At 57.3% G+C, this 25287-nt stretch carries 21 protein-coding genes; 12 read left to right on the forward strand and 9 right to left on the reverse strand.

Features of this window, described 5'->3' with window-relative positions; all coding sequences use genetic code 11:
- A partial coding sequence (locus C8N31_RS18035) for a pyridoxal phosphate-dependent aminotransferase (protein WP_107992398.1) occupies positions 1-811 on the forward strand: 811 nt, incomplete at its 5' end.
- A gap of 9 nt (positions 812-820) precedes the next feature.
- Here the strand turns inward: C8N31_RS18035 and C8N31_RS18040 are convergent.
- Positions 821-1948 (reverse strand): aminotransferase class V-fold PLP-dependent enzyme, encoded by a 1128-nt coding sequence (locus C8N31_RS18040; protein WP_025048586.1) that lies wholly within the window; start codon positions 1946-1948, stop codon positions 821-823.
- A gap of 9 nt (positions 1949-1957) precedes the next feature.
- Entirely contained in the window at positions 1958-2959 is a 1002-nt protein-coding gene (locus C8N31_RS18045; RefSeq protein WP_025048587.1) for a replication initiation protein, read from the reverse strand.
- Positions 2960-3576: 617 nt separating this feature from the next.
- On the opposite strand from C8N31_RS18045, the gene C8N31_RS18050 reads away from it, so the two are divergent.
- Together C8N31_RS18050 and C8N31_RS18055 are read left to right on the forward strand one after the other, a co-directional pair.
- Positions 3577-4779, forward strand: a complete 1203-nt coding sequence (locus C8N31_RS18050; protein WP_025048588.1) for an AAA family ATPase — start codon at positions 3577-3579, stop codon at positions 4777-4779.
- Positions 4776-5765, forward strand: coding sequence for a ParB/RepB/Spo0J family partition protein (locus tag C8N31_RS18055; RefSeq protein ID WP_025048589.1), 990 nt, complete (start codon positions 4776-4778; stop codon positions 5763-5765). The genes C8N31_RS18050 and C8N31_RS18055 overlap by 4 nt, the downstream gene beginning before the upstream one ends.
- Before the next feature lie 168 nt (positions 5766-5933).
- Here C8N31_RS18055 and C8N31_RS18060 read toward each other — a convergent pair whose 3' ends face one another.
- The 6 genes from C8N31_RS18060 to C8N31_RS18085 all read right to left on the reverse strand — a co-directional run bounded on the left by C8N31_RS18060 (position 5934) and on the right by C8N31_RS18085 (position 12642).
- Positions 5934-6728: an ATP-binding cassette domain-containing protein gene (locus C8N31_RS18060; protein WP_231476823.1), complete on the reverse strand. Its 795-nt coding sequence runs from the start codon at positions 6726-6728 to the stop codon at positions 5934-5936.
- A complete protein-coding gene (locus C8N31_RS18065) occupies positions 6725-7594 on the reverse strand; it encodes an ABC transporter ATP-binding protein (RefSeq protein ID WP_025048591.1) in 870 nt (289 codons plus the stop codon). The genes C8N31_RS18060 and C8N31_RS18065 overlap by 4 nt, the downstream gene beginning before the upstream one ends.
- Positions 7591-8442 (reverse strand): ABC transporter permease, encoded by an 852-nt coding sequence (locus C8N31_RS18070; protein ID WP_025048592.1) that lies wholly within the window; start codon positions 8440-8442, stop codon positions 7591-7593. The genes C8N31_RS18065 and C8N31_RS18070 overlap by 4 nt, the downstream gene beginning before the upstream one ends.
- Positions 8435-9445: an ABC transporter permease gene (locus C8N31_RS18075; RefSeq protein ID WP_025048593.1), complete on the reverse strand. Its 1011-nt coding sequence runs from the start codon at positions 9443-9445 to the stop codon at positions 8435-8437. The genes C8N31_RS18070 and C8N31_RS18075 overlap by 8 nt, the downstream gene beginning before the upstream one ends.
- Positions 9446-9508: 63 nt before the next feature.
- On the reverse strand, positions 9509-11035 hold the full coding sequence (locus C8N31_RS18080; protein WP_025048594.1) for an ABC transporter substrate-binding protein: 1527 nt from the start codon (positions 11033-11035) through the stop codon (positions 9509-9511).
- Positions 11036-11073: 38 nt separating this feature from the next.
- Positions 11074-12642 (reverse strand): phytoene desaturase family protein, encoded by a 1569-nt coding sequence (locus C8N31_RS18085; protein ID WP_107992399.1) that lies wholly within the window; start codon positions 12640-12642, stop codon positions 11074-11076.
- Positions 12643-12779: 137 nt separating this feature from the next.
- Here C8N31_RS18085 and C8N31_RS18090 point away from each other — a divergent pair, with 137 nt between their 5' ends.
- The 9 genes from C8N31_RS18090 (at position 12780) to C8N31_RS18130 (ending at position 24830) form a co-directional block, all read left to right on the forward strand.
- A complete protein-coding gene (locus tag C8N31_RS18090) occupies positions 12780-13571 on the forward strand; it encodes a cyclase family protein (RefSeq protein ID WP_025048503.1) in 792 nt (263 codons plus the stop codon).
- Positions 13572-13574: 3 nt separating this feature from the next.
- Positions 13575-15137, forward strand: a complete 1563-nt coding sequence (locus C8N31_RS18095; protein ID WP_025048504.1) for a phytoene desaturase family protein — start codon at positions 13575-13577, stop codon at positions 15135-15137.
- Positions 15134-15613 (forward strand): MarR family winged helix-turn-helix transcriptional regulator, encoded by a 480-nt coding sequence (locus tag C8N31_RS18100; RefSeq protein WP_025048505.1) that lies wholly within the window; start codon positions 15134-15136, stop codon positions 15611-15613. Before C8N31_RS18095 ends, C8N31_RS18100 begins: the two co-directional genes overlap by 4 nt.
- A 41-nt stretch (positions 15614-15654) precedes the next feature.
- A complete protein-coding gene (locus C8N31_RS18105) occupies positions 15655-17805 on the forward strand; it encodes a thiamine pyrophosphate-dependent enzyme (protein WP_025048506.1) in 2151 nt (716 codons plus the stop codon).
- A 2-nt stretch (positions 17806-17807) separates the two neighbouring features.
- Complete coding sequence (locus C8N31_RS18110) at positions 17808-19340, forward strand: indolepyruvate oxidoreductase subunit beta family protein (protein WP_025048507.1); 1533 nt, start codon at positions 17808-17810, stop codon at positions 19338-19340.
- Positions 19341-19569: 229 nt separating this feature from the next.
- On the forward strand, positions 19570-20544 hold the full coding sequence (locus C8N31_RS18115; RefSeq protein ID WP_025048508.1) for a response regulator: 975 nt from the start codon (positions 19570-19572) through the stop codon (positions 20542-20544).
- A gap of 202 nt (positions 20545-20746) precedes the next feature.
- Positions 20747-21100, forward strand: coding sequence for an Hpt domain-containing protein (locus C8N31_RS18120; protein WP_211313764.1), 354 nt, complete (start codon positions 20747-20749; stop codon positions 21098-21100).
- A gap of 7 nt (positions 21101-21107) precedes the next feature.
- A complete protein-coding gene (locus C8N31_RS18125; RefSeq protein WP_025048510.1) occupies positions 21108-24392 on the forward strand; it encodes a PhnD/SsuA/transferrin family substrate-binding protein in 3285 nt (1094 codons plus the stop codon).
- A gap of 42 nt (positions 24393-24434) precedes the next feature.
- Positions 24435-24830 carry a response regulator gene (locus tag C8N31_RS18130; RefSeq protein ID WP_025048511.1) on the forward strand — a complete coding sequence of 132 codons (396 nt, stop codon included), beginning with the start codon at positions 24435-24437 and terminating at the stop codon, positions 24828-24830.
- A 15-nt stretch (positions 24831-24845) separates the two neighbouring features.
- Here C8N31_RS18130 and C8N31_RS18135 read toward each other — a convergent pair whose 3' ends face one another.
- Positions 24846-25286, reverse strand: coding sequence for a hypothetical protein (locus C8N31_RS18135; protein WP_025048512.1), 441 nt, complete (start codon positions 25284-25286; stop codon positions 24846-24848).
- Position 25287 lies beyond the last annotated feature (1 nt).

The following is a 25287-nucleotide window of genomic DNA, read 5'->3' on the forward strand; positions in this document are numbered from 1 at the left end:
CCCCTATTATCCCCAGCATATCGGCAAGGCGGAGCTGGCCGGTGCCAAAGTCACCATCGCTCCCTTGGATGCCGCGAACGGGTTTTCCATCATTCGCGCCTTGTTAGAGCCACATATCAACGCCGCGACCAAGGTGATTGCCCTGATCAACCCCTGCAATCCGACGGGCCGGGTCTATACCCGCGATGAATTGCAAATCATCGCTGATCTCGCGCAGGAACACGACCTGCTGGTTCTCTCCGATGAAGTCTACGAAGAGATCACCTATGACAACGCCGCGCATATTTCTATCGCTTCCCTGCCCGGCATGAAGGAACGCACGATCTCCATGTTCGCCTTCACCAAAGCCTATGCCATGGATGGTTGGCGTTTGGGATATATCGCCGCAGATCAGTCTCTAATTGGGCCGATGATGAAAATCACGACCAACGAAGTGACCCATGTGAATACCTTTGTACAACACGGCGCCTTGGCGGCCCTGACCGGTGATCCCGCAGTCTTGCAAGGCATGGTCGATCGCGATCGGGAACGCCGCGATTTGGTTGTCTCGCGGCTGAACCAGATGCCCGGCGTGACCTGTGCGCCGGTCGAGGGAACGATCTATGCTTTTCCTGACATATCCGCGACAGGCCTGACCGCGCAAGACTGCGCCGATATGCTCTTGGCGGCGACCGGTGTCGTGGTCGAGGCGGGCAGCTTTTACGGTGATGCTGGCGAAGGGCATCTGCGGGTTTGTTTCGGCTGCGCGGACATGGATGTGCTGCGCGACGCAATGGACCGGATGCAAAGGTTCTTCAACGATTTGCAGTAAGTTCAGTCTCTAAACATATGCTTTGAGACTATCAAACAGACGATCCACGTGCTGGCCCCGGGTCACCGCGCCGGGTGATATGCGCAAAATCCGGCCTCGGCAATCGACATGCACATCCTCGCCCCGCAAGCCGTCCACCAATGCAACAGGATCAGTGGTTTCTGGCAGTTGCAACATCACCGACCCGCCCTTTGCCGCTTCGTCTTTGGGCGTCGCAAGCGGCAGCCCCATTTCCTCAGCGTTTTCCATAATGGCCTTGGTCAAACCGCGATTGTGCGCCAAAAGACCCCCCTGCCCCGCGTGCCATTTCAACGCGGGCACCGATCCCACACAGGCCAAAACCGAGGGCGTTCCATGTTCAAACCGCCGCGCATCGGGTGCATAGTCAAAAGCATCCAGATCCCATGAAAACGGATTGTCCTGCGAAAACCATCCGCGCAGCTCCGGCTTGACCGATTTCAGCAGATCCTCCCGCATCTGGATGATCCCCGCGCCGGGCGTGCCGCACAGCCATTTCAGGGTGGTGGACAACAAAATATCAACCGGATGATCATTCAGCGAAAACGGGATAATTCCGATCCCCTGAGTCAGATCCACGCCCACCAAGGAACCCATCTGCCGCCCATGCGCCAAAAGCGCGTCCAGATCACAGCGGTGCGACGAGGTCGAGGTCACAAAGGTCAAAAGCGCGAGCCCAACATCAGGCCCCCAGGCCGCAATCATATCTTCATCACGGACCCAAAAATCTCCCTGCCGCACAGGGACTGTCTCCAACGTAAATCCCAATCGGGCTTGCATCCCGTTCAACAGAAAGTGCAGCGACGGAAAACAATCGGCCGCGACCAAAACACGCTTGCCCCGCAAATGCTCTGTCGGCAGCCCGCCCAACACCGAAAACAGACCTGTCGTCACATTCTCCGCGCTGGTTAATGTGCCCTCCGGCGCATCAATCAGATCGCGCCACAGGTTAATAAACTCAGCCCGCGCCGACAGGACATTTGGCCATTGCCCATCATCCAACGCACCCCAGGTATTTGAAAACGTGCTCAACGCTTCGGCCATCTCGGCGGCTTTGCCCGGATACTGGCCAATCGAATGGTAAAGGAAATAGGCCGGATCGCCCGATGTGTCTGTCATGATCAGTCTCTAAATAGGGTTATTTTCGGCAAACGTCTTGAAAAATGCCAGATAGGCCTTGTCAGGATCCCGTGCCGGCGGTTTGCCCGCCGCCCAAGCCCGCCATTCACCCTCAACAAAGTAGATGTCATATCCGGGAAACCGCAACTTGGCCGTTTCATAGGTCTCTGTCCGCAAGGCCGCGCCCTTCGCATCCAACCAGTCGGGTCGCGGGCGCATGGCTTCGGCCTTGGCTGTTGCACGTTCCTTGCGACCCACCGAGGAAAACTGCAATTCGCGCTCCACCTCGGCCTCGCCGCCCGCATCCTTGCGCCACCAACGCAATTCAATATGCGTGACCCGCCGCCCGGTTTTGATCGGATCCACCTCAACGATATAGTCACTCAGCGCCGAAACCTCCTCGACCGCGGGATCAATGGCCCGCAGTTTCAGGTTTGACCAAGACGTCAACTTGCCCTTGGGCACGCCTAGAACACCGCGCATATCTTCGAGGCTGAATTTTTCCGAGGACCGCCAGCGCAGATTGCCGCGTTTCTGCACCATCTCATAAAGCGTCAGCGCATATTTCGACGACAGCGCAAACATCACCTCGCGTTGCAGCCGCGCAAACACCGTGCTGTCCTTGATAATCCGGCGCAGCCGCTGCGGAATTTCGTATTCCAGCAATCCGTCCCGGCGGGTCGTCTCAACGTTCCCGCCCAAAAGCTGCACCCGTTCAATCGCCGGTTCGCCGTCCCGCATCACCTGCACTTTGACAATCGAAGCCATCAACCGCTCAATCGACCCACCAACCCGATCATTCGAATTATGCGACCCGCGCAGGTCAGATTTGGAGATCACATGGGTCACCGGTTTTTCAATTGCGTCCCAGGCATTCTCAAGCAATTGGTTGTAAATCCGGCGGTCGGCCAGTGTCAGCGGCGTGACCTCGACAAGGTCCACCAGCTCGCCAGGTTTGACCAGCGTTTGCGCATTTGGCCGCGCATCAACGGTTCGGTAAGCTTTGCTCATGCTTTATTGTCTTACCCAGTATTCTTACTTTTGTTGCTCGTTTCGCGTAAGCTATCATAGCGGCTCGGAGCGGTCTATCACCCAATTTGTAAGCTCTAACCGGCGCCGGTTCGCAGCCAATGATTCGCAAACCCCTGTTCTATAGGGTTATCCTAGCATGTTCCCCGGCTCTCAGATCAGCCACCCAAAACGTAAGGTTTAGCCTCCAACCCATCCGTAAGGGGAATCGCCCCGATAGGTAAGGTTAACCCTCCCCAAAGGTTGGTCAAACCGCCCCGAAAGGTAAGCGTTAGACACTGATACGTCATAAAACTAAGGCCTTTCGATCCCCCGAACACAGAACACTAAGAATCCTGAACCAAAAGGGTTTTTCAAATTTTGTTTAGAAGGGTAAGATCAGCATCAGATTGGTCCCAGGCGTTCCCTTAGCACGCTTGTCTTACTTTTCGGGTGTTACAGCCCTGATGGACCCATACAGCGCTGACATTTTTCAAAATATTCAATGAAAACGGCCCCCATCCCGGATTTCCGACTTTTTGCCTGTTTTTCACGAATATTCGTACTTGAGCGGCCCCGAACAACAGTCCATGATTCTTTGAGCAAAAAATGAGGCCCCGATGCAGCAGCCCGTCCTTCCCCCCGTAACTCTCACCGAATTGGCGCATCTCAGTGATCGCGCGAGCACTGTTATAGAACGTCTGCGCGAACGTGTGTTTGCGCCGGGCGCTTCGAAATCGCTAGATCTGCGGTTTAACGTCCGCCGCGCCGCCGAAATGGTGGGTCGTAGCGACAAGTTGATCCGCGACGCCGAGGCCGATGGCCGGTTGCCGCCGCCCGACAAAGATCCAGCCAACGGGCGGCGCAGCGGTTACAGTCTGGCGCAGGTCAATACCATGCGGGATGTGTTCGGCACCCTGCCCCATCGACAACCTGACGATCCTGCGATGGTTCTGGCGATCCAGAACTTCAAAGGTGGCGTCGGCAAATCAACGATGGTCTGCCATCTGGCGCAATATCTTGCACTCAAAGGTTATCGTGTCTGCGTGATTGATTGTGACAGCCAGGCCAGTACAACCTCAATGTTCGGTTTGAACCCCGACGTTGATGTGGATGAGGACGACGATACCCTCTATCCGTTTTTCCGCCATGGTGGCCCCTCCAGCCTGCATTATGCGCTGCGTGCCACCTATTGGCCGGGTATTGCGCTGATTCCTGCGAACCTTGGACTTTATGATGCGGAATATGAATTTGCGGCCCGGATGGCGCGGGACAGTACATTTGTGCTCGACCGGTTGCGCAACGGAATCGAAAGCATCAAAGACAGTTTTGATGTGATCCTGCTCGATCCGCCCCCTGCTCTCGGCATGTTGTCACTTTCCGTGTTGCGGGCCGCCAATGCGCTGGTGATCCCTGCCCCGCCTAACAACATTGATTTTGGCTCAACTGCGCATTTCCTCAAAATGATGGGCGCCACCTTGGAAGAGCTGGCCCGTGCCGGCGGTGCGCGGGATTATTCTTTTGTTAAAATTCTAGCGACAAAGATGAACGATGGGAAATCGGCGCATCAAGCCATCAAACGCATGATGGAAGCTGTATTTCCCATGGATATGATGAGCGCCGTTCTAAAAGATTCCGCCGAGATCGACAATGCGGCGGCCAATCTTTCAACGGTGTATGAGCTAACCGGTCCGGGCGTGCGGACCGAAACGCATAAACGCTGCCGGGCTTATCTGGACGCGGTCAACGCCGAGATTGAGCTGTTGATCCGCAAAACCTGGCCCAGCCACCACAGCGCCCTGCGCAAGGAAGGTTTGCTATGAGTAAGAAACATGATGCAATTTTTGATGATGTCCTAAGCGGGCTTGATAGCCCTGCCCCCTCCTCCGATCGTGGTGGTGCGCGGTTCCTCAAACGCTCCACGTCCATTGGTGAGCGGATGTCGGGCGAGATGCAGGAAAAGACCCTGTATCAGGTCGATCCTGCCCGTTGCCGTATGTGGGAACGTCACAACCGTGACTATGCCCTTCTGACCGAGGACAATTGCCGCGATCTGATTGACGGGATCAAGGCGCAGGGCCAGCAGGAATTCCCCGCCATCGTGCGCCGCCTGTCAGGTGAGGAGCACGAATTTGAAGTGATCTGCGGTGCGCGGCGGCACTTTGCCGTCAGCTGGTTGCGGGCGCATAATTATCCGCAGTTCCGCTATCTGGTTGAAGTGCGCGACCTCACGGATGAAGAGGCATTCCGTCTTGCCGATATCGAGAACAGAGACCGCGAAGACATCTCTGATTATGAACGCGCCGTCGATTATGCCGAGGCGATCCGCCTCTATTATGACGGTTCACAAAAGGCGATGGCCGAACGGCTGGAGGTCAGCCCGCCATGGCTTTCCCGCTACTTGGTGTTGGCCAAGATGCCCGAAGAGATCCTTGATGCTTTCGCAAGCAAACGCGACATCAAAGAGCGCCATGCGCGTGCGCTGAAACCACTGTTGAGCGCGCCGGATCAGGCCGCGGGCGTCATGGACGAGGCTATTCACATCGCTGGAGTGCAGAAACGTGCGGCTAAAGGGCAGGGCGGTTATGTTGAAGCGGCGGATGTTTTCAAACGTCTGGTCGCGGCGGGAAACCCCAGGCCAAAAACACCCAAAGCAAAGACCGGGACGTTATATCGCCGCTCAGCCGGGGAGCGGGGGATCATGGTCAAAAAGCGCGGCAAGCAATTCCAGATGGAGTTTGACGCGACGCTGTCGGATGCCTCGTTGCGGGGTGCGTTTGAGAATTTTCTGAAATCCCGAAAGGGCTGAGTTGCCCAAGGGCAATTCATAGAAAATAGTTTTCTATCAGTGAGTTAGGCGTTTAGGGGGGAGGGTTGAAACCTTTCCCCTTTTTTGTGGCTTGGCCTGAGTGACAACAAGCGCAATCTGCATAACCATCTGAAAAAGCTTACAAAAGATAGAATTGCCCATGGGCAATTAGAACCAAGGTTGATGCGGGTCGGGCAGGGGGATCGCATCCAGCAATTCACGGGTATAATCAGCCTTAGGAGCGTCAAATAGCGCTGCGGTCTGAGAATCCTCGACGATTTCTCCGTGGTGCAAAACCAGGATGCGGTCACACAGCCTCCGGATGACAGATAGATCATGACTGATGAACCCAAGTGTCAGCCCCAGCTCTTTCACCAGGTCTTCAAGCAGGTTCAAAACCTGAGCCTGTGACGAGACATCCAGCCCCGAAACGATCTCATCGGCAAGGATGAAGTCTGGTCGCAATGCAATGGCGCGGGCAATACCTACTCTCTGCCGTTGGCCACCTGACAATTCATGCGGAAACCGTTCCGCAAACCTCCGTGGCAAACCAACCATATCCAACGCCTCCGCCGCCTTTGCGGCAGTGTCGTCGAACCCGTGCAGCCGCAGCGGCCCCGCGATGATCCCGCCCACACGCCTACGGGGATTTAGTGATGACATAGGGTCTTGGAAGATCATCTGAAACCGTCTTCGCATGCCTCTTAGGTCGTCTTCAGACCTATGCGTGATATCATGGCCATCAAACAGGATTTGCCCTGAATCGGGTTCCAGCAGGCGCAGCATCGCACGACCCAGTGTCGATTTTCCGGACCCAGATCCGCCAACGATGCCCAGTACCGCGCCTTTGGGCAGATCAAAACCAATCCCCTTAAGAACTTCGATACGTGGGGCGGCGCCAAAAAGCCGTTTGTGCACCATATCGGGAAAGGACAGACGCAGATCCTTGACCTGATACATCATAGACCTGCCCTCATGTCATGTTGCTGCACTTCGGTTTCGACATCTTCAATCACGGTTGCGGGCACCGGCTTTAGGCTTCCTGTCGGATTGGTATAGGTCGGTGTTGCGGCAAGGAGTGCGGCGGAATAGGGGTGAACGGGCCGCATAAAAAACCGCTGCATCCGAGCGTCTTCCACAACCTTGCCAGCATAGAGCACTGACAGCGTATCACAGACTTTGGACACGACACCCAAGTCATGGGTGACAAACAAAAGCGCGGTGCCGTGACGGGCCTGCATATCGGCGATCAGGCGCAAAATTTGTTTCTGAACCGTCACGTCGAGGGCCGTTGTCGGCTCGTCTGCGATGATCAGCTTCGGTTCGGCGGCGAAGGCGGAGGCAATCAGGATACGTTGCCGCATGCCGCCCGAAAGCTCGTGTGGATAGCTGCGCATAACGCGGGCAGGATCGGGGATGTGGACCTCTGCCAGAAGGTCCAGCGCCCGGTCCTCTGCCGCGTTTTTGTGCCAACCCAAAATATCCACCAGTCGTTTGGTGATCTGAGGCCCAATGCGCCGCGATGGATTGAGTGCGGTCAGCGGGTCTTGCGGGATCAACGCAGCGGTGGCGCCGATCCGTTTGCGCCGTTCCTGCAGGGGTAGGGTCAAAAGATCCACACCATCCAGCCAAATCTCGCCGGACCGGATGTGCAGGGCGCGGGGCAGGGTGCCCAGAACGGCTTTGCCTATCATCGACTTTCCGGCGCCGGATTCTCCGACCAAGCCATGCACCTGCCCGGCGGAGACATCCAAAGACACCGATCGCAGGATCGGCGCGCCATGTTTGAGTGTGACACAGAGATTGCGGATAGAGAGATACGGTTTCATCGCAGCACCGGATCAAAGCGATCTTTGAGCCCTTCGCCCAGTTGGCTGAAGCTGAGGACCGTCAGGAAAAGTGTGATGAGCGGGAAAACCAGCACCCACCAAGCCTGATGGACCGATGTGCGTCCCTCGGAGATCATGCCGCCCCATGTCGGGCTGTCGGTTGAGATGGAGAGGTTCACAAAGCTGAGGATCGCCTCGACAATGACCGCAATTCCCATTTCCAAGGTGAGCAATGCCACCATCGTTGGCAGGACGTTGGGCAATATTTCGGTGATCATTGTGCCAAATCTGCCGCGGCCAGCGACCTGTGCGGATGCGACATAATCCATCACACCCTGGCTCATGGCTTCGGCGCGGATAACACGGGCAAAGCGGGTCCAATCGATGACAACAATCGCGATGATGATTGATATCAGCCCCGGCCCCAATACTGCGATCAGCAAAATGGCAAAAAGCACGGGTGGGAAGGCCATCCAGATATCGACAAAGCGACTGATGATCCGGTCCGGCCAGCCGCGATAATAACCCGCAATGAGGCCGAGCGTGCCACCAACAAGGCAGGTTAAGGTGCCGGCCACCAGCGCCACGATCAGAGCCAAACGTGCCCCGTAGACTATGCGCGACAGCACATCGCGGCCCAGGGAATCCGAGCCCAACAAATATCCCGCTTCTGCTTTGGCGTCCCAGAACGGCGGCAGGCGGGAGGTGAAGAGATCCTGCGCAAGCGGATCCTGCGGGGCGATAAGCGGCGCAAAGATCGCGGCCAATGCCAAAAGCGTTAACCAACCCCCTGATAGCCACAGCCGCAGCCCTATGGGCCGTTTAATGTCCCCTCGCGCGTCACGCATGGCGCAGACGGGGGTTTAGGACAACGTAGAGCATATCAACGGCCAGATTTACGAGGGTGAATAGCAGGGCAAACAGGATCACGATCCCCTGAATGAGCGGCAGATCGCGGTTTATCACCGCATCGATGGCCATATTTCCCAATCCTTCGTAGGAAAACAGCCGTTCGATGATCACTGTACCGCCGATCAGAAAGGTAAACTGAACCCCGACAAGGGTTAACGTGGGCAAGATCGCATTGGGCAGCGCCTCACGCGTTATGACGTGATGTTCGCCATAGCCTTTGGTCCGGGCGAGGGTCACGTAATCAAGGTGCATTGTTTCTTTTAGAGACTGTTTTAAAAGCTGAGCGATGATCGCAGCCAATGGGATGGCGAGTGCGAGAGCAGGCATGAACATATGGCTGAGCAGGTCGAGCCATACGTCAAATCGCAGCCTCAGCAGGGATTCAAAAACGTAAAAATTGGTTGTGAAATCAATATTTAGCGAAGGGGAGATCCGTCCAGAGATGTGAAACACTGGCCAAAGCACCCCAAAAAGTAAGATTAACACCAAGCCCCACAGGAAATCCGGCACCGAAAGGGCCATACCGGCAGTCACGTCAATGGCGCCTTCGGTTTTGGTATCACGATAACGGGTGCCGGTGAGGGCCATCATGCCGCCGATTATCACTGCAATCACCAAGGCAAAGATCGACAGTTCCAGCGTTGCGGGCAGGCGGCCCAGAACCAGCATTGAAACCGGCTGGCGCAGAGAGATCGAGGTGCCGAAATCGCCCTGCATCACGCCGCCGAGCCAGATGATGAATTGTTCAAAAATGGATTTGTCGAACCCGTATTGTGCTTGCAGCCTTGCTATATCGGCGTCCGTTGCACCGGGCGGCAGCATCATCGCAATGGGGTTGCCGGGCACCACGCGGATGACAACAAAAACGATCACCGCCACACCAAACAGCGTGATTGCGGTGGTCAATATCCGCAAAAGGATGAGGCGCAGGAGTGTCATGGACGTCCGTTCGAAAAAGGACGGGGCCAGTTTGCACCAGCCCCGCCAGTTCCAGGGTGGTTGTTATGCGCGGGTCATCAGGTGCGGCAGCAACGCGCCGGAGCGATGCGGCGTGACCTTGACCGCATCAGTGTGCAGGATCGGTTGCACATATTGCAGTAGCGGGATGACTTCGGCGTTTTCGGCGATGCGTTTGTCAACAGCCTTCCAACCTTCGATCCGCTTGGCCTCATCGGCCTCACCCCAAAGCGGGAGGATCGCGTTGAATGTGTCTTCACCGTCCCAGACCGAATGCGGCGAGGGGCCGAACATCGCAAAACCGGTGGATGTGGTCGGATCACCAACGGAGTTGCCCCAGTTGTAGAAGGCGGCGGGCGCCAATTGATCGGCGGCGCGCAGCTCAAAGTGTTTGGCGATCTCGTAGACCTCAATCTCGGCCTCGATTCCGACGCGGCGCCAGAGGCCAACGATGGCTTGTACCATCTCGTAATCCTTGGGCTTAAATCCTTTGGTGGTCTGGATTTTGAATTTGACCGGGTTGTCCGGGCCATAGCCGGAAGCGGCCAACAGCTCTTTGGATTTCTCCGGGTCATAGGGCACTTTGATGCTGTCGTCATAGGCAACGTAATCAGGTGTCTGCAACGTGTCGATTGGCACGCCATACCCCGACAGCAGCCGTTCGATGATCAGCGATTTATCAATCGCATGGGCGGCAGCCATCCGGACGTTGGGGTCTGTCATCACCTCGATATCATTGAGGAAAATCATGCCGATATCGGAAATGGGCGCGGCCACCCCATCGATGCCGTCTTTGGCTTTGAGGCGGTCGAATTCTTCATAAGGCACTTCGAGCGTGACATGGCTGTTGCCCGATTCCACCTCTGCCACACGGCTGGCGGCGTCGGTTACAAATTTGATGGTCACGGTCTTGAACTCCGGCGCGCCACCCCAGTAGTTTTCGTTGGCTTTCAGCCGAACAAAGGCGTTGCGCTCGAATTTTTCGACCATGTAGGGGCCGGTGCCGACGGGGGCCGCTTCGAAGCCTTCCGCGCCCACCTCTTCGTAGTATTTCTTTGGCATGACATAACCGGTGAGGAAGGACATCCATTTAAAGAATGTCGGCTCGTATTCGGGCATATCTGCGGTCACGCGATTGCCGTCTGTCTGGATGTTGTTGACCTTGCCCCAGATGAACTGGATCGGGTTGCCGCTGTCGGGGTTGCCGGCGCGGGTCAGGGACCATGCCACATCCTCGGCGGTCAGTGGATCGCCATTGTGCCAGCTGACGCCTTCGCGCACATCCATCCAGATCGCGCTGCGGTCGTCGTTCCATCCATAATCCGTGATGATGCCGGAGCCAAAGCTGAGGTCGGTGTTTTGTGGGATGAAAAGGTCAAAAACCGATTGGTAGAACCCTTGAATGGTTGGGTTTACCGCAGATAGGCCAACGGTCGGATCCCAGCTGGGAAGGTTGACGTTGTAGGCGATGACCAATTCGTCAATCGCTTGGGCAAAACTGGGCAGGCCAACAACTGCAAATGTCGCAGCTGCGGCTGAGGACTTGAGCAGGCTTCTTCTTGAAAGTGTCATTCTGGATCTCCCTGATCGTTGATTTTGTTGGTTCTTTGCTATTTTCCGACAAGTTTTTTGGCCAACAGGGTGCCGGGCCCCGCGCCTGTTCCGCCACCGGGCCAGATGGCGGCACCGGTGTGATAAAGATGTTTGATCGGCGTGCTGCCATCGGCATAGCCGCGGGCGGGCCGGTTCATGAAATGTTGGTGCAAATGGTGGCTGCCACAGACTTGATCACCGCCGATCAGATTGGGATTGTCGGCCTGCAACATGTCCGGCGTTACGATATGCTGGCCTAGAATCTTGGCACGCGTGCCGGGCGCATAACGTTCGAGGATGTCGAGCGCACGATTGGCAAAGGGGGTCGCGGCATCCTGCCAATTCCTGTCAGGAATGGTGCCTGCGGCATCGCCTTTGATTTCGCCCGGCGCCATGCGCACTTGCAACCACAACACATGCTTGCCCGCAGGGGCGCGAGAAGGGTCAACCACGGTGGGTTGTCCGCAGACGATAACGGGCTCATCGGGCAGCAATCCGGCCTTGGCCTGCGCATAGGTTCGGGCCATCTGATCCATCGACGGGGCGAGATGCACATAGGCAAAACGTTTGAGTTCTGGCGCTGACCAATCGGGCAGGGCGTCCATCGCCAGATGGATCATCATTGTACCTGGGGCATGTTGAAATCCGGTCATCGCGGTCTCGTGACGCGCGTCACCAGTGCCGCCGGTCAGTTTCATCAAGGCGGAAGGCGCGACATTGGCAATCACCGCCTTGGCGGCGCCAATGAAACGTCCATCGGCCAGCGAGATACCCGTGGCGCGACCGCCAGCCTGTTCGATCGCCGTCACCTCGGCGTTGCAATGTACCTTGCCGCCGCGAACCTCGATCATCTTGATCATGGCCTTGGTCATCGTATCCGCGCCGCCTTGGCCCAGAACCATGCCAAAGGCTTGGCCGGCCATGCTTTCGAGATAGGGGAAGACCGCGCCGCCCGCGATGTCGGGTGCGAAATCAAGGTGCATGCCCCAGGCGGCCAGCGTCGCTTTGACGTGGTCACTTTGGAACGTTTGGTCGAGCCATGCGCGGGGCGACATCATCATGAAACGGGCCAGATCAAGCGTGCCGCCGCCACCCCGTTTGCGCCATGTCTTCCACCCTAAGGATGAAAATGCACGTAAATTCATCGGGCTGCCTAACACGGCAAAAATCGAATCCGCCATGTCCGGAAAACCGTCTGTCAGATCTTGCCAAGCTTGCGCGTCAGCGTCCGAAAAACCGCGCACGCGGGCCTTGGTGATTGCGGGATCATTGGAGATGCCCAGCCAGCGCCCATCGGGGAACACACTTGCGAAGGGATTGCCCGTGGGTGCAAAGGCCAGCCCATGTTTGGCCAGTTCCTCTGCATGCTCTCTATGGAAAGCCGATCCGGCAAAAAGCGACAGGTTCATCGCCGCCCAATCATGCCGGAACCCCGGCTGAGTATAAGCGCCGGTTTTGACCGCGCCGCCCGGTTCGGGCGCTTGTTCAAAGATCTCGACGGACCATCCGCGTGCCGCCAAATGGCATGCACAGGCAAGGCTGTTGTGCCCTGCGCCGATGAATATCGCGTCCGGTTCCGTGGTCATTTCTGACGATCCTCCCAAACAAGATAATTGCAAATGCATGTAAACTTGTCTAGCATTGATTCATCCAAACCTGCGTGGCCAACACGCGACAAACATTGCGCGGAGCAAAATCGCGCAACCTTCAGGGAGTGAGAAACATGAGCGCTGCGGATGTCGTAAGCAATTTGGGGGCGATGCTGGCCTCTGGTGGAGTGGAAGTTGTGGATTGTTCCGGGGTGCTTGGCCCGGACACGCCGATCCTTCAGTTGCCGCCGGATTTTGCCAAGAACACGCCCAAGGTCGAAATTCACAAGATCAGCGAATATGACAATGACGGACCGTTTTTCGCGTGGAACTGGATGGTGCTGGGCGAACATTCCGGCACCCATTTTGACGCGCCGCATCACTGGATCACAGGCAAGGATTATCCCGACGGCTATACTGACAAGCTGGACGTGCAGCGGCTGGTTGCGCCGGTCAATGTGATTGATTGTTCGGCCCAGAGCACCGAGAACGAGGATTTCCTGCTGACCGCCGATGGGGTGAAGGCATGGGAAAAGGAACATGGCGAGATTGGCGCGGGCGAGTGGGTTGTGATGCGCACCGATTGGGACAGCCGCGTTGATGATGAGGACAAGTTCCTGAATGCCGATGAAACCGGCCCGCACAGCCCCGGACCGACACCCGATTGCATTGAATATCTGCTGAGCAAAAAGATCGTTGGCTGGGGCACGCAGTGCATTGGCACGGACGCGGGCCAAGCGGGTGGAATGGAACCGCCGTATCCGGCGCATAACCTGCTGCACCGCGACAATTGCTTTGGCCTCGCGTCGCTGGCCAATCTGGACAAACTGCCCGCCAAGGGCGCGATCCTGATTGCCGCGCCGCTCAAGATCAAGAACGGCACAGGCAGCCCGATCCGCGCATTGGCTTTGGTTCCCAAGGGCTGACGGGTGTCAAAGGTTGACCATCTGATCATCGGGTCGGGCATCAATGGGTTGGTGGCCGCCGCGATGCTGGCGCGCAAAGGTGACAGCGTGCTTTTGATCGAACGCGAACACCGCATTGGCGGGTGTATGTACACCTCGGACGATGTGACTTTGCCGGGGTATCATCACGATGTGATGGCGGCGACCTTTGTTCTGTTTCTGACGGGTCCGGCGCATGGGGCCTTGGGCGAGGATTTGGCGAAATACGGATTGGATTTCTGTCATTCACAGCACCCCACGGCAGTGCTGCGCCCGGATGGATCAGCACTGACCCTTAGCATGGACCGCGATGCCAATGTGGCGGCGTTCAATGCCCGTGCCGCAGGGGATGGGGATCAGCACCGCGCCGATGTGGGCGCGATTGAGCAAGATGCGGAATTTCTGTTTGCGCTGCTGGGACAACCGTTGTGGTCGCGGCAGACGGCGTGGTTGTTGGCGAAACAGGCATGGAAGCGGGGTTTGACCCCGCTCAAGGCCTGGTTCGGGGCAGCGTTGGAACCGGCACGCGGATGGTTGGAAACGCGATACCAAGGCGAGGATATTCAGGCGCTTTGGGCGCCATGGGTTTTGCATGTGGGATTGACGCCGGAAGCTAGCTATGGCGGCCAGATGGCGCGGGTCATTGCCTTTGCCCTAGAGGCGGCAGGCGCGCCCGTTGTCAAAGGCGGAGCAGGGCAGGCGGCAACGGCATTTGCGTCTCTGATAAAGGCGAATGGCGGGGAAATCCGCACTGGGGTGGAGGCCGCGAGGATCTTGATTGAGGGCGGCAAAGCCGTGGGCGTGCAGACCGCGACGGGCGAACGGATCGAGGCGGGCAATGTGATTGCCAGCACCGCGCCGGGGCAACTCTATGACGGGTTGCTGGGCGAACAGCCGCGCCCGGTCGAGGCGAAAAAATACCGCCATGGGCGGGGCAATTTCCAGCTGCATTTTGCGCTGGACGGCCCGGTGGATTGGGCCGCCGAAGGGTTGGATGATGTGGCACTGATCCATTTGGCAGATGGGATCGATTCAGTCTCTAAATCAAGTAATGAAGCCGAACGCGGGATGCTGCCGGAGCGCCCGACGATCTGTGTTGGGCAACCACATCGGATGGACACCAGCCGCTGTCCGGAGGGCAAGGCGTTGCTGTGGCTCCAGATCCCGGATGCGCCAAGCGTGATCAAGGGTGATGCGGCGGGCGAGATCGAAACCGTGGCAGAATGGACGGAGGCGATGCGCGAGGCCTATGCCGACCGGATTGAAAAAATCCTGGCGGGGCATATCCGCAATTGGGACAAGATCAAGCTGAAGCGGCGGGCCTATTCTCCTGCCGATCTGGAACAGATGAATGTCAATCTGGTGGGCGGCGATCCTTATGGCGGGGCCTGCGCGATGGATCAGTTCTTTGTCTGGCGGCCCCATGGCGGGCAGGTGAACAATAACACCCAAGTTGCCGGGCTTTTTCATATTGGTGCTTCCACCCATCCCGGTCCGGGGCTAGGCGGAGGCTCAGGTTTTAACGTGGCAAAAAGGCTTGGTGCATGACCGATATGAAAGACGCTGATGTTGCATCCCCCCGGCTTGGGGAAATGGGGCTGGAGAATTTTGCACCCTACCTGATGAACCGGATTATCGGGCGTTATAACGCGGCGATCAATTCGGAGATGGCGGCGCTTGGTCTGACCACACCGCAGATGCGGTCGCTGGCGGTTTTGTCGGTGGTCGATGGTGTGTTGATCCGCGAACTGGCCGTCTATGCGGTTGTGCAACAGTCAACGCTTAGCCGGGCGCTGGATCAATTGGCGCAAAACGGGTTGATCCGCCGGGAAACAGACGAGAACGACAGCCGTGCCACGCGGGTGTTTCTGACCAACACGGGGCGCGAGGCCTATGAGCGGCTTTGGCCGCATATGGCGGCCGCTTATGAGGCGATGTTTGTTGGCATCGAAGAAGATGAAAAACGGGCCTTTGTCGGCACGTTGCAAAAGATGCTGCGCAACATTCGCAAGCACGATTTCTAAGCGCAAAGCCGCGCCCAGAGACAAGAACCGGAGTTTCAACCATGGCTGAACGGTCATTCAAAGCGGAGGTGGAGCATCTGCGCAAAGGCGCAGGTGACACATTCACCGGTGAAGGGATTCTGGCGATCACCAAGGCGCTTTTGGAGAATGGTGTGGGCTATGTGGGCGGCTATCAGGGCGCGCCGATCTCGCATTTGATGGATGTTCTGGCGGACGCCGAGGAGTTGATGGCGGAACTGGGCGTGCGGTTTGAGGCCAACGCAAGCGAGGCGGCGGCGGCGGCAATGTTGGCCGCGTCGGTGCATTACCCCATCCGCGGCGCGGTCACGTTCAAGGGGCCGGTCGGGGTCAATGTGGCCTCTGACGCCTTGGCGAACCTGTGTTCTAGCGGGGTCAATGGCGGGGCGTTGATCATCGTGGGCGAGGATTACGGCGAGGGATCGTCGATCATGCAGGAACGGTCCCACGGCTTTGCGATGAAATCGCAGTTTTGGCTGCTCGACCCGCGCCCGAACCTGCCGTCGATCACCAAGGCGGTGAAAGACGGTTTTGAGCTGTCTGAGGCCAGCAATACGCCGGTGATGTTGATGGTACGCATCCGGTCGTGTCATGTGACCGGCAGTTTTGAGACCCGCGACAACGTTGCGCCGCCGCTGACGGTGAAACAGGCGATTGCCAATCCGCAGTCGGATTTCAACCGCGTTGTATTGCCGCCGATGAGCTATGTGCATGAGCAGGACAAGATCAAGAACCGTTGGCCGGCGGCGGAAAAGTTTATCACCGAGAACAAGCTGAACGAGGTGTTTGGCCCCGAAAAAGCGCCGCTGGGAATTGTGGTGCAGGGCGGGATGTACAACGGGTTGATCCGCGCCTTGCAGCGGCTGGGGTTGGCGGATGTTTTTGGCAACACTGAGGTGCCGATTTACTGTCTGAACGTCACTTACCCGATTGTCAGAGACGAGTTTGACGCCTTCTGCGCGGGCAAGGATCATATTCTGGTGGTCGAGGAAGGCCAGCCGGAGCATATCGAACAGCAGCTGGGCGCGTTCCTTTACAAAGCGGGTGCCAAGCTCAAGCTCTATGGCAAAGACGTGTTGCCGATGGCGGGGGAATACACCGGGCAGGTGATGCTGGACGGGGTCACGGCATTTTTGAAAGCTGCCGCGCCGGAGATGTTGCCGGGCAAGGTGCGCGCGCCCAATGCCGAAGCGCCGCAGATCCCGGACTTGAGCAAGACGGTGCCCATTCGTCCGCCCGGGTTTTGTACCGGCTGCCCTGAACGGCCAATTTTTGCAGGCATGAAACTGGTTGAACAAGAGCTGGGCAAGCACCAGATCACCGGCGATATCGGATGCCATTTGTTTGGCTCGTTGCCACCTTTCGAGATTGGCGGGGCGACCATGGGTTATGGCCTTGGACCCGCCGCCAATGCCGCCTTTGATGGTGGCGGGGACCGGCGGGCGATCTCGATGCTGGGCGATGGCGGGTTCTGGCACAACGGGTTGTCCAGTTCGATTGGCAATATGGTGTTCAACAAGTCGGACAACGTGGTGGTGATCGTCGATAATTACTATTCCGCCGCGACGGGGGGGCAGGATGTGCTGTCTTCGCGGGCGCATAATGACACCAAATCAACGGGCAATCCGATCTCTGCCGCGCTCAAGGGTGTGGGGGTGGAGTGGATTCGCCAGATAGATCACACCTATGACGTGGCCAAGGTGCGCGACACGGTGCGCGAGGCGCTGTTGACGGATTTCAAAGGGCCCAAGGTGATCGTGGCTTCTTCCGAATGTATGTTGAACAAACAGCGGCGGGAAAAACCCCTGCGCACTGCCGCGATCAAGGAAGGGCGGCGGGTGGATGTGCCGCGCTTTGGTGTGGATGCGGATGTCTGTACGGGCGATCACGCTTGTATCCGGCTGTCGGGCTGTCCGTCATTGTCGCTCAAACGGCTGGATGATCCGCTGCGCGATGATCCGGTGGCGCATATTGATCAGACCTGCGTGGGCTGTGGCAATTGCGGCGAAGTGGCAGATGCCGCTGTGCTTTGCCCGTCGTTCTACCGCGCGGATGTGGTGCATAACCCCGGTGGCTTTGAACGTTGGCGGGCAGGTTTGCGGGGGCGGGTGATTGGCTGGCTGCAAGAGCGGCGGGCGGGCAAACGTCTGTCGGTGCTGGAGACAGCCCCGTGAACATGCCGTTGCAACAACAGACGCCGGATGCCCGTGTTGGCGAGATCATCAAGCTGGCGGTTTTGGCCGTGGGCGGGCAGGGCGGCGGCGTCTTGACCGGCTGGATCGAGGCGCTGGCACGGGCGCAGGGCTATGCGTGCCAAGCGACATCGGTGGCGGGCGTGGCACAGCGGACGGGCGCGACGATCTACTATGTTGAGATGACACCGCAAAGTGATCAGGCACCGGTTTTTGCGCTTGCCCCTTCGGGGGGTGACGTGGATGTGATGATCGCCGCTGAGATGATGGAAGTCGGCCGGTCGATCATGCGCGGATTTGTGACGCCGGATCGCACCACGCTGATCGGATCGACCCATCGGGCATTGGCCGTGTCAGAGAAAATGGCACCCGGTGACGGGATTGCCGATGCCGATGAGGTGCGCGCTGCGGCAGAGATTGCAGCGCAGCGATTGATCCTTGCGGATATGGACCGATTGGCAATTGAACAGGGGTCGGTGATTTCCTCTAGCCTGTTTGGCGCATTGGCAGGATCAGGCGCATTGCCGTTTCCCCGCGCCGCGTTCGAAGAGGCGATCTGTGCGGGCGGCAAAGGGGTTGAAGCGTCCTTGCGCGGATTTGCGGCAGGGTATGATGCAGCGCAGGGCGATGAGGTCGCCGCTGTGTCCGCGCCGGTTGAAGCGGCTGGGGGTAAAGTGAATGGTCCGGCCGCACTGATGAAAGAGTGGCAGACCTTGATGGCGCGGATTGCCGCGATGCCAGGGCCGGTGCAAGACATGGCAAAGGCCGGTTTGGCCAAGGTCGTGGATTTTCAAGATTGCGCTTATGGCGGTGAATATCTGGATCATCTGGATGGTGTTTTGGCCCGTGACAGCGCGGCGCGGGATTGGGCGCTGAGCGCTGCGGCGGCAAAATATATCGCCAATGCGATGGCCTATGATGACATCATTCGGGTGGCCGATCTCAAGACACGCAGCACGCGGTTTGACCGGATCACCGGCGAGATGAACGTGGAGGAAGGGCAGCTGGTTGAGCTGACCGAATTTTTCCATCCCCGCGCCGAAGAGATCGCGAGCCTGATGCCCGCCAAGATGGGCGCGAAATGGGAAGCCGACCCGCGCCGCATGGCGATGCTGGACCGGTGGTTCAACAAGGGGCGGCGGTTGCGGACGCATCGGTTGCGGTCCTTTGTGATGTTGCATCTGCTGGGCGGGCTGAAGGGATACCGGCGGCGCACGCGGCGGCACGAGGTAGAGCAGGCGCATCTGACGGAGTGGTTGCGGCAAAGCCTTGCGCCGCTGGAGCGGGACTATGCGCTGTCTGTCGAATTGTTAAAATGCAGACGGCTGATCAAAGGGTATTCGGACACCCATGTGCGGGGTTTGTCTAAATTCGCCACGGTGATGGAAGCCGCCAAACTGTTGGACGGACGCGAGGATGCGGCTGATTGGGTCGCGCGTCTGCGCGAAGCAGCCTTGCAAGACCCGGACGGCAAGGCGCTGGATGGGGCTGTGCAGACGATCAGAAGCTTTATTTAACAGAGCGTTAACCAATTAAACCCAAATATCGCGGACTTTGTTAGGATTTGAGGCAGGCTGTCTAAATTGCGCCACATTCTCGTGCCACCACTCTAGCATCGGTTGAATTGGGTGGGGCTTATCCTGTTCGCCGCTCTCTGCCAGAAGGCAAAAGAGGCTTTCCATCTCTGCGGTTGCGCGTCAGGGGCGGACATTGAATGGAACGCTCGTAAGGGTGTTGAAGCACAACATGAAATTTCTGATCGTTGATGATGACCCGGTCATTCTTGACCTGTTGACCGAAATTCTGTCCGGCTATGGATACGAAGATCTGGTCACGGCCACAGGTGCAGAAGATGCGCTGAACATCTTGCACAAGCAGGACGCGCCCTTTGATTGTCTGATGCTGGATATCCAGATGCCGGGCATGGACGGGATCGAACTGTGCCGCACTGTGCGGCAGATGCCCGATTATGCGGAAACGCCGATCCTGATGATCACGGCGATGAGCGACAAACCCTATATTGATTATGCCTTTGCAGCGGGCGCGACCGATTACACCGTCAAACCGTTTGACGTGGTTGAATTGATGTCGCGGGTGCGGAACGTGGAGCGGAACAATCCCCACGGGCGCATGGGCATGTTTGACCCGACCGGGCGCGGCGCGACGCCGAAAACCGGCTATGATTATCCTGTGCCGGTCACTGGATCGGTAAACGGGTTCATCCGCATGACGGTGCTGGAAAACTATGCCCGGTCCATCCAGAAGCAGCGCATTTTTGCGATGGTCGCCTTTGCCATTCACATTCCGGAACTGAAAGAGGTGCATGAATCCACCACCAGCGCACGGTTTGCCAAGGTACTGACCGGGATTGCGCGGGCGATCTCCGAGACCTTGCTGGGCACGCAGGCATTCATGTCCTATATCGGTGAGGGCAAATTCCTGTGTATTTGCGATCACACCCGATTGATGGAAATCACCGCGCTGCAAAGTGAATTGGCGATGGTTCTGAGCGAAGATGAATACGTGCCATCGGGCGTGGCGGAAGGCGGGTTGAGTGTCATCGTTGGCCCGGCTTGTGTGCCCAAGGCCTTTGACCGGCCCAAGGATCTGAAGTTTATCGAACGCGCACTTGATGGTTTGGAAAGCCGTGAAGCCAGCCATGTGAACCGCCCGGCACGGTCCATCGCGGCACGGTTGTTTCAGCGGTTTAGCTTTCACTAGGCGAACCACCTCTGGTTTAGTTGGCCGTGGCAAAAAGGCAGCAGAGACTGGAGAACGTGAGAATTGGATTCAATTCTTTAACCACGAATTAACTTATGCGGGAATTTTCGAAGACCAGTTTTCCGCTTTATGTTAAGCTTCTCGTTAACGGTAGGAAAAATACCGAAAATACAAAAAAGACCCGAGGCAGTTTGAAACCATGATGCAGGCACCCCAAGACTCGAATCTCGAAAAGTTGCAGGCCGGTCTGGCCAAGATCAAAGAACGGTTTGTGCAATCCATGCCAGAGCGCGTCGCAGAGTTCGACGCATTGATGGATCAGCTTTACGAAGATGAAGACACCGAAAAGGTGGTCGATGAAATTTGCCAACGTGCGCACAAGTTGCACGGGCAGGCAGGATCATTTGGATTTGCAGAAATTGGCGCTATGGCCGCAAAGCTGGAACAGAACATCCGCGATGTTCTGGACGGTCCGCGACCGCTGAACACCGAGGGGATCGAGGTGGATTTGGTTGCGATGCTCGACCAGATCGACGTTAGTTTGAACGCGACCTGAACGCATTATGCATCGCCTTTTTCACATCATGCCGACAGGGCCGACCATCGGGGCGCTTTTGCGTCTTGGGTTGGTCATTGTCTGCGCGATGGGAATAATGGCGGGCCGCGCCGCGATGGCGCAGGGCACCTCTGACACTGAAATCCGGGTTGGCATTCTGGCGACCGAAGGGGCAACCCGTGCGCTGGAGGCCTGGACGCCAACAATCGATCTGTTGAACAACGCTGCCAGAAACCAGAGCTTGCCCTACCGTTTCAAGATCGAGCCGCATACGGATCTGACGTTGCTTGACGGGATTGCGGATGATCAGATTGATCTGTTCCTCGGAGATCCTGCAACCTTTGTGGTGGGCGAAGTCGAAAGCGGGGCGCGGGCGCTGCTGTCAGTGGCGCATATGTGGAACGGGGTCACCTACGATGAAACCGGCGCGGTGGTGTTTGTTCGCGCTGACAGTGACATCCGCAGTTTCGAAGATGTATCCGGCCGCCCGATCATGGGTGTTGCCGCGCAAGAGATGACCGGCTGGCAACTGGCGCAGCAGGAGTTTCGCAAAAGCCGGCTGGAGCCGGACGACTTTGGGTCCGACCTGATGTTTTCGGGGGGGAACCAGCGCGAAGTTGTTTATGCCGTGCAGACCGGTCTTGTTGATGTCGGTGTGATCCGTGCGGGGGTTTTGGAAAACCTTGCCAAGCAAGGGGCGCTGTCGCTGGATGATTTCCGGCCTTTGGGCGCGATGGATCATGACGGCTATCCGTTTTGGGTCAGCACACCGCTTTATCCCGATTGGGTCATTTCGGCGGTGCCGGATGTTCCCGAAGAGGTTTTGGCGTTGGTGATCAACAGCCTGTTGTCGGTGACCGAAGACAGCGATGTGTCGCAATCGGCGGGCGGTGTGGTCTGGCAAGCGCCGCAAAACTATCAAACGGTGCATGAGCTTTTGATCTCGCTCCGGGCGCGGCCATATGAGAACTATCTGCGCCGTGCCGCAACGCGGATTTATTCGGCCTATCAATGGCCGGTGATCGGGCTTGGCACGTTGATAGTTTTGTCACTGGCGTTTTTGGCATTTCAGGTGCGGCGCAATGCGCAGCTGGCCGAGGCCCGCAAGAATGTTCTGCAATCCGAAGTGCGGTCCAAGCAGTTTTATCGCAATGCGATCGAGGACCACACGGTCTTTTGTATGCTGACCAAAGATGGCGTGATTTCGCATGTGAATGAACGGTTCCTGAATGCGCTTGACCGGCCACGGGGCAGCTTGCTTCAGAACCATTTGGCGGAGCTGTTGAACGAGACCAATCAAAGCTTGCTGGAAACCGAGATTATGGCCTCCATGCAATCGGGCGCCCCTTGGCAGGGCGCGTTGCAACTGACGCGGCGCGATGACAAGGCCGCTTGGGTGCAATGCACATTTATTCCGGTGACCAGTGCATCGAACACATTGAGCGAGATCGCGATTGTTGCCTCTGATGTGACAGAGACCCGGACGGGCGTATCCGAGAGCCGGTTCAACAACACGCTGGAACTGATCCAGGATCAGGTCATCGTGATGCGGCCCGGTACGTTTGAACTGATGTACGTGAATTCTTCTGCATACCAGCTGTTGATCGGCGAACGGATGGGCGGCAGCTGGAAAGGCAAGAAAGCCTCCGACTTTATCACCAAGGACGATTTTGACGCGCTCAAGATGCGGGCGGAGGCGACCATCGCCGGACCCCAGCGGCGGGTCACATGGGAGGTCGAAGGCAAGTTTGATGTCACTTATGAGATCAGCCTTGAATACGCCCAGCCCGAACAGGACGAACCGCGCTTGATCGTGATTTACCGCGATATTTCCGAGCGCAAAGCGGTGGAAAAAGCCAAGAACGAATTTATCGCGACGGTTAGCCATGAGCTGCGCACGCCGCTGACCTCGATGAAAGGGGCGCTTGGTCTTGCGGTGTCTGGTGCCGTGGGCGAAGTGCCGGAAAAAATGACCGGCGTGATCAATATGGCCGCGTCAAACTGCGACCGTTTGGTGACCTTGATCAATGACATTCTTGACCTTGAGAAAATCAGCTCGGGCAAGATGGATTATAAGATGCAAGCGTTTGATCTGAACACGGTTGTGTCTGACGCGCTTGAGGCGAACAAGTTTTACGCCGAGAAATTTGACGTGACCCTACGGCGGATTGGCGACGCCAAAGAGAATGAGTTCCGTACCTACGGTGATGCGACACGCCTGACACAGGTGATGGATAATCTGATGTCGAACGCGGCCAAGTTTTCGCATAAGGGGTCCGAGATATTGGTGTCCTTGAGCGAGTTTGAAGGCAGGTTGCGGATCTCGATCCGGGATTTTGGAGATGGCATTCCGGAAAAGGCGCAGGCCACAATCTTTGACAAATTCACCCAAGCGGACAGTTCTGACACACGCTCCAAAGGCGGCACCGGTCTTGGCCTGTCGATTGTGAAGCTGATCGTTGAACATCACAAAGGCCGGATTGCATTTGTCAGCAAAGAAGGCATCGGCACAGAGTTTTTTGTCGATCTGCCGATGCTGGATGGTGACACGGTTGTGCCAATCTCGCGCAAGGGATCTGACGACAGCGCGGCGCTGACATTTACCGACACACTGCCAGAAACAGTTGCGATTGCGACGCCCAAGGTGGGCGAAACCGCCATTGACCGTTTGGTAACAAAGAGCCGCGAGACTGGCACGGATGTGAAATTCGAACTGGGCCGGGTGAATGCCTTGCAGGTGGCAAAAGGGCGCGGTGTTGTGGGGCAATCCACGGTGCTGAACTGGATGTCGAGCCATGAACAGGCCTTGATGGTGGAGCTGTTGCAGCGCGAGGAAATGGAAAACTGTGACGTTTCGGTCATTGAACTCACCCAAGCAGCAAATGCACGGCAGGATATTGCCGCCCGTAACATCACATCTGGTATGATGGTTCAGGACTGGTTGCGCGACTGTGGTGATCTGCTTGTTGGCGAAGGCGGAGACACTGCCAAGGTACTCGCGATCAGCAGTGATGACGAGGTCATGCAATGGTTGAAAGAGCAGGAGATCGAGGCGGTCAAATCCAAAGGCGAGGCGGTGAGCAAATCCCGCAGCACCCAATACGATGTGATTGCGCAATTCGGTGAGGGCAATGATGCCGCAACACTGGCATTGATGCCGATGCAGGGCGGGCGGTTGCCCTCCGGTTGGCCGGTGACATTGATTGTCTCCAAGACCAAGGCAAAACAAGCGAGCCGCGGCGTGGTCTCAAAATTCTCTAGCGGAGGCGGGCGCGGCCGGCGGCGTGCATAAATTGAAATATGGAACGATGACGAGGAAGGCGGGGATAACAGAATGGCTGAGCTAAAGAAAATTCTGCACGTCGAGGATGATGCCGAGATTTTGCAGATCACTGGAATGGCGCTGAGCCTGGTGGGTGATTTTGACATCATGCAGGTGGACCGCGGCGATAAGGCGCTGGCGGTGATTGAGGAATTTCAACCACAGCTGATCTTGAGCGATGTGCAGATGCCGGGGCTGACCGGGCCAGAGACGCTGGTGGAAATTCGCAAGATGGCCGGGTTTGAAAATGTACCCTGCATCTATTTGACGGCGCGATTGATGGATGGCGGCGAGGGATTGATCGTGCATCCGGCCGATCTGGACGTGATTGGCAAACCTTTTGACCCGATGACCTTGGCCGATCAGATCAATGAGATCTGGGCGACAAAATACGAAGCGGCGGCCTGAGCGTCGCGGCGCGGGTTAAGTCTGGCCCTCAGCCCGTTTGAGCAAAAACAGATTGCGACCCGCATCATCAAGCGCGGCAATTTCTGCACGGGCTTCTTCCAGTGATTGTTCTTTGACCGCCCGGTCCAGCACCGTTTCGTTGGTCTTGGTTTCGCGAAAGGCTGTGAAGAGGCGGGCCTCGGCCAATGCGGCCTGTTCTTCGAGTTTTTCGCGCTCTTCTTCCAGCCCGCGCTGCTTGATATCCACCGATTTGAGGTATCCGGGTAGATAGGGGCGGGTGTCTGCATTGCTTTGGCTGGCTTCGGTTGCGGCGTGCTGGGATAGATCTGCGCTTTGCCGGTCCAGATCCGATTGGGCGGCACGCAAGGCAGAGAGCTCGGCGCCGATGCTTTCCAATTCGTGCTGTTTGATGCGGCCGATCAGCTTGAGCGCGGCCAAGCGGTTGCGCGGGGGCATG

The organism is Sulfitobacter mediterraneus, assembly GCF_003054325.1.
Classification (GTDB): Bacteria; Pseudomonadota; Alphaproteobacteria; order Rhodobacterales; family Rhodobacteraceae; genus Sulfitobacter; species Sulfitobacter mediterraneus.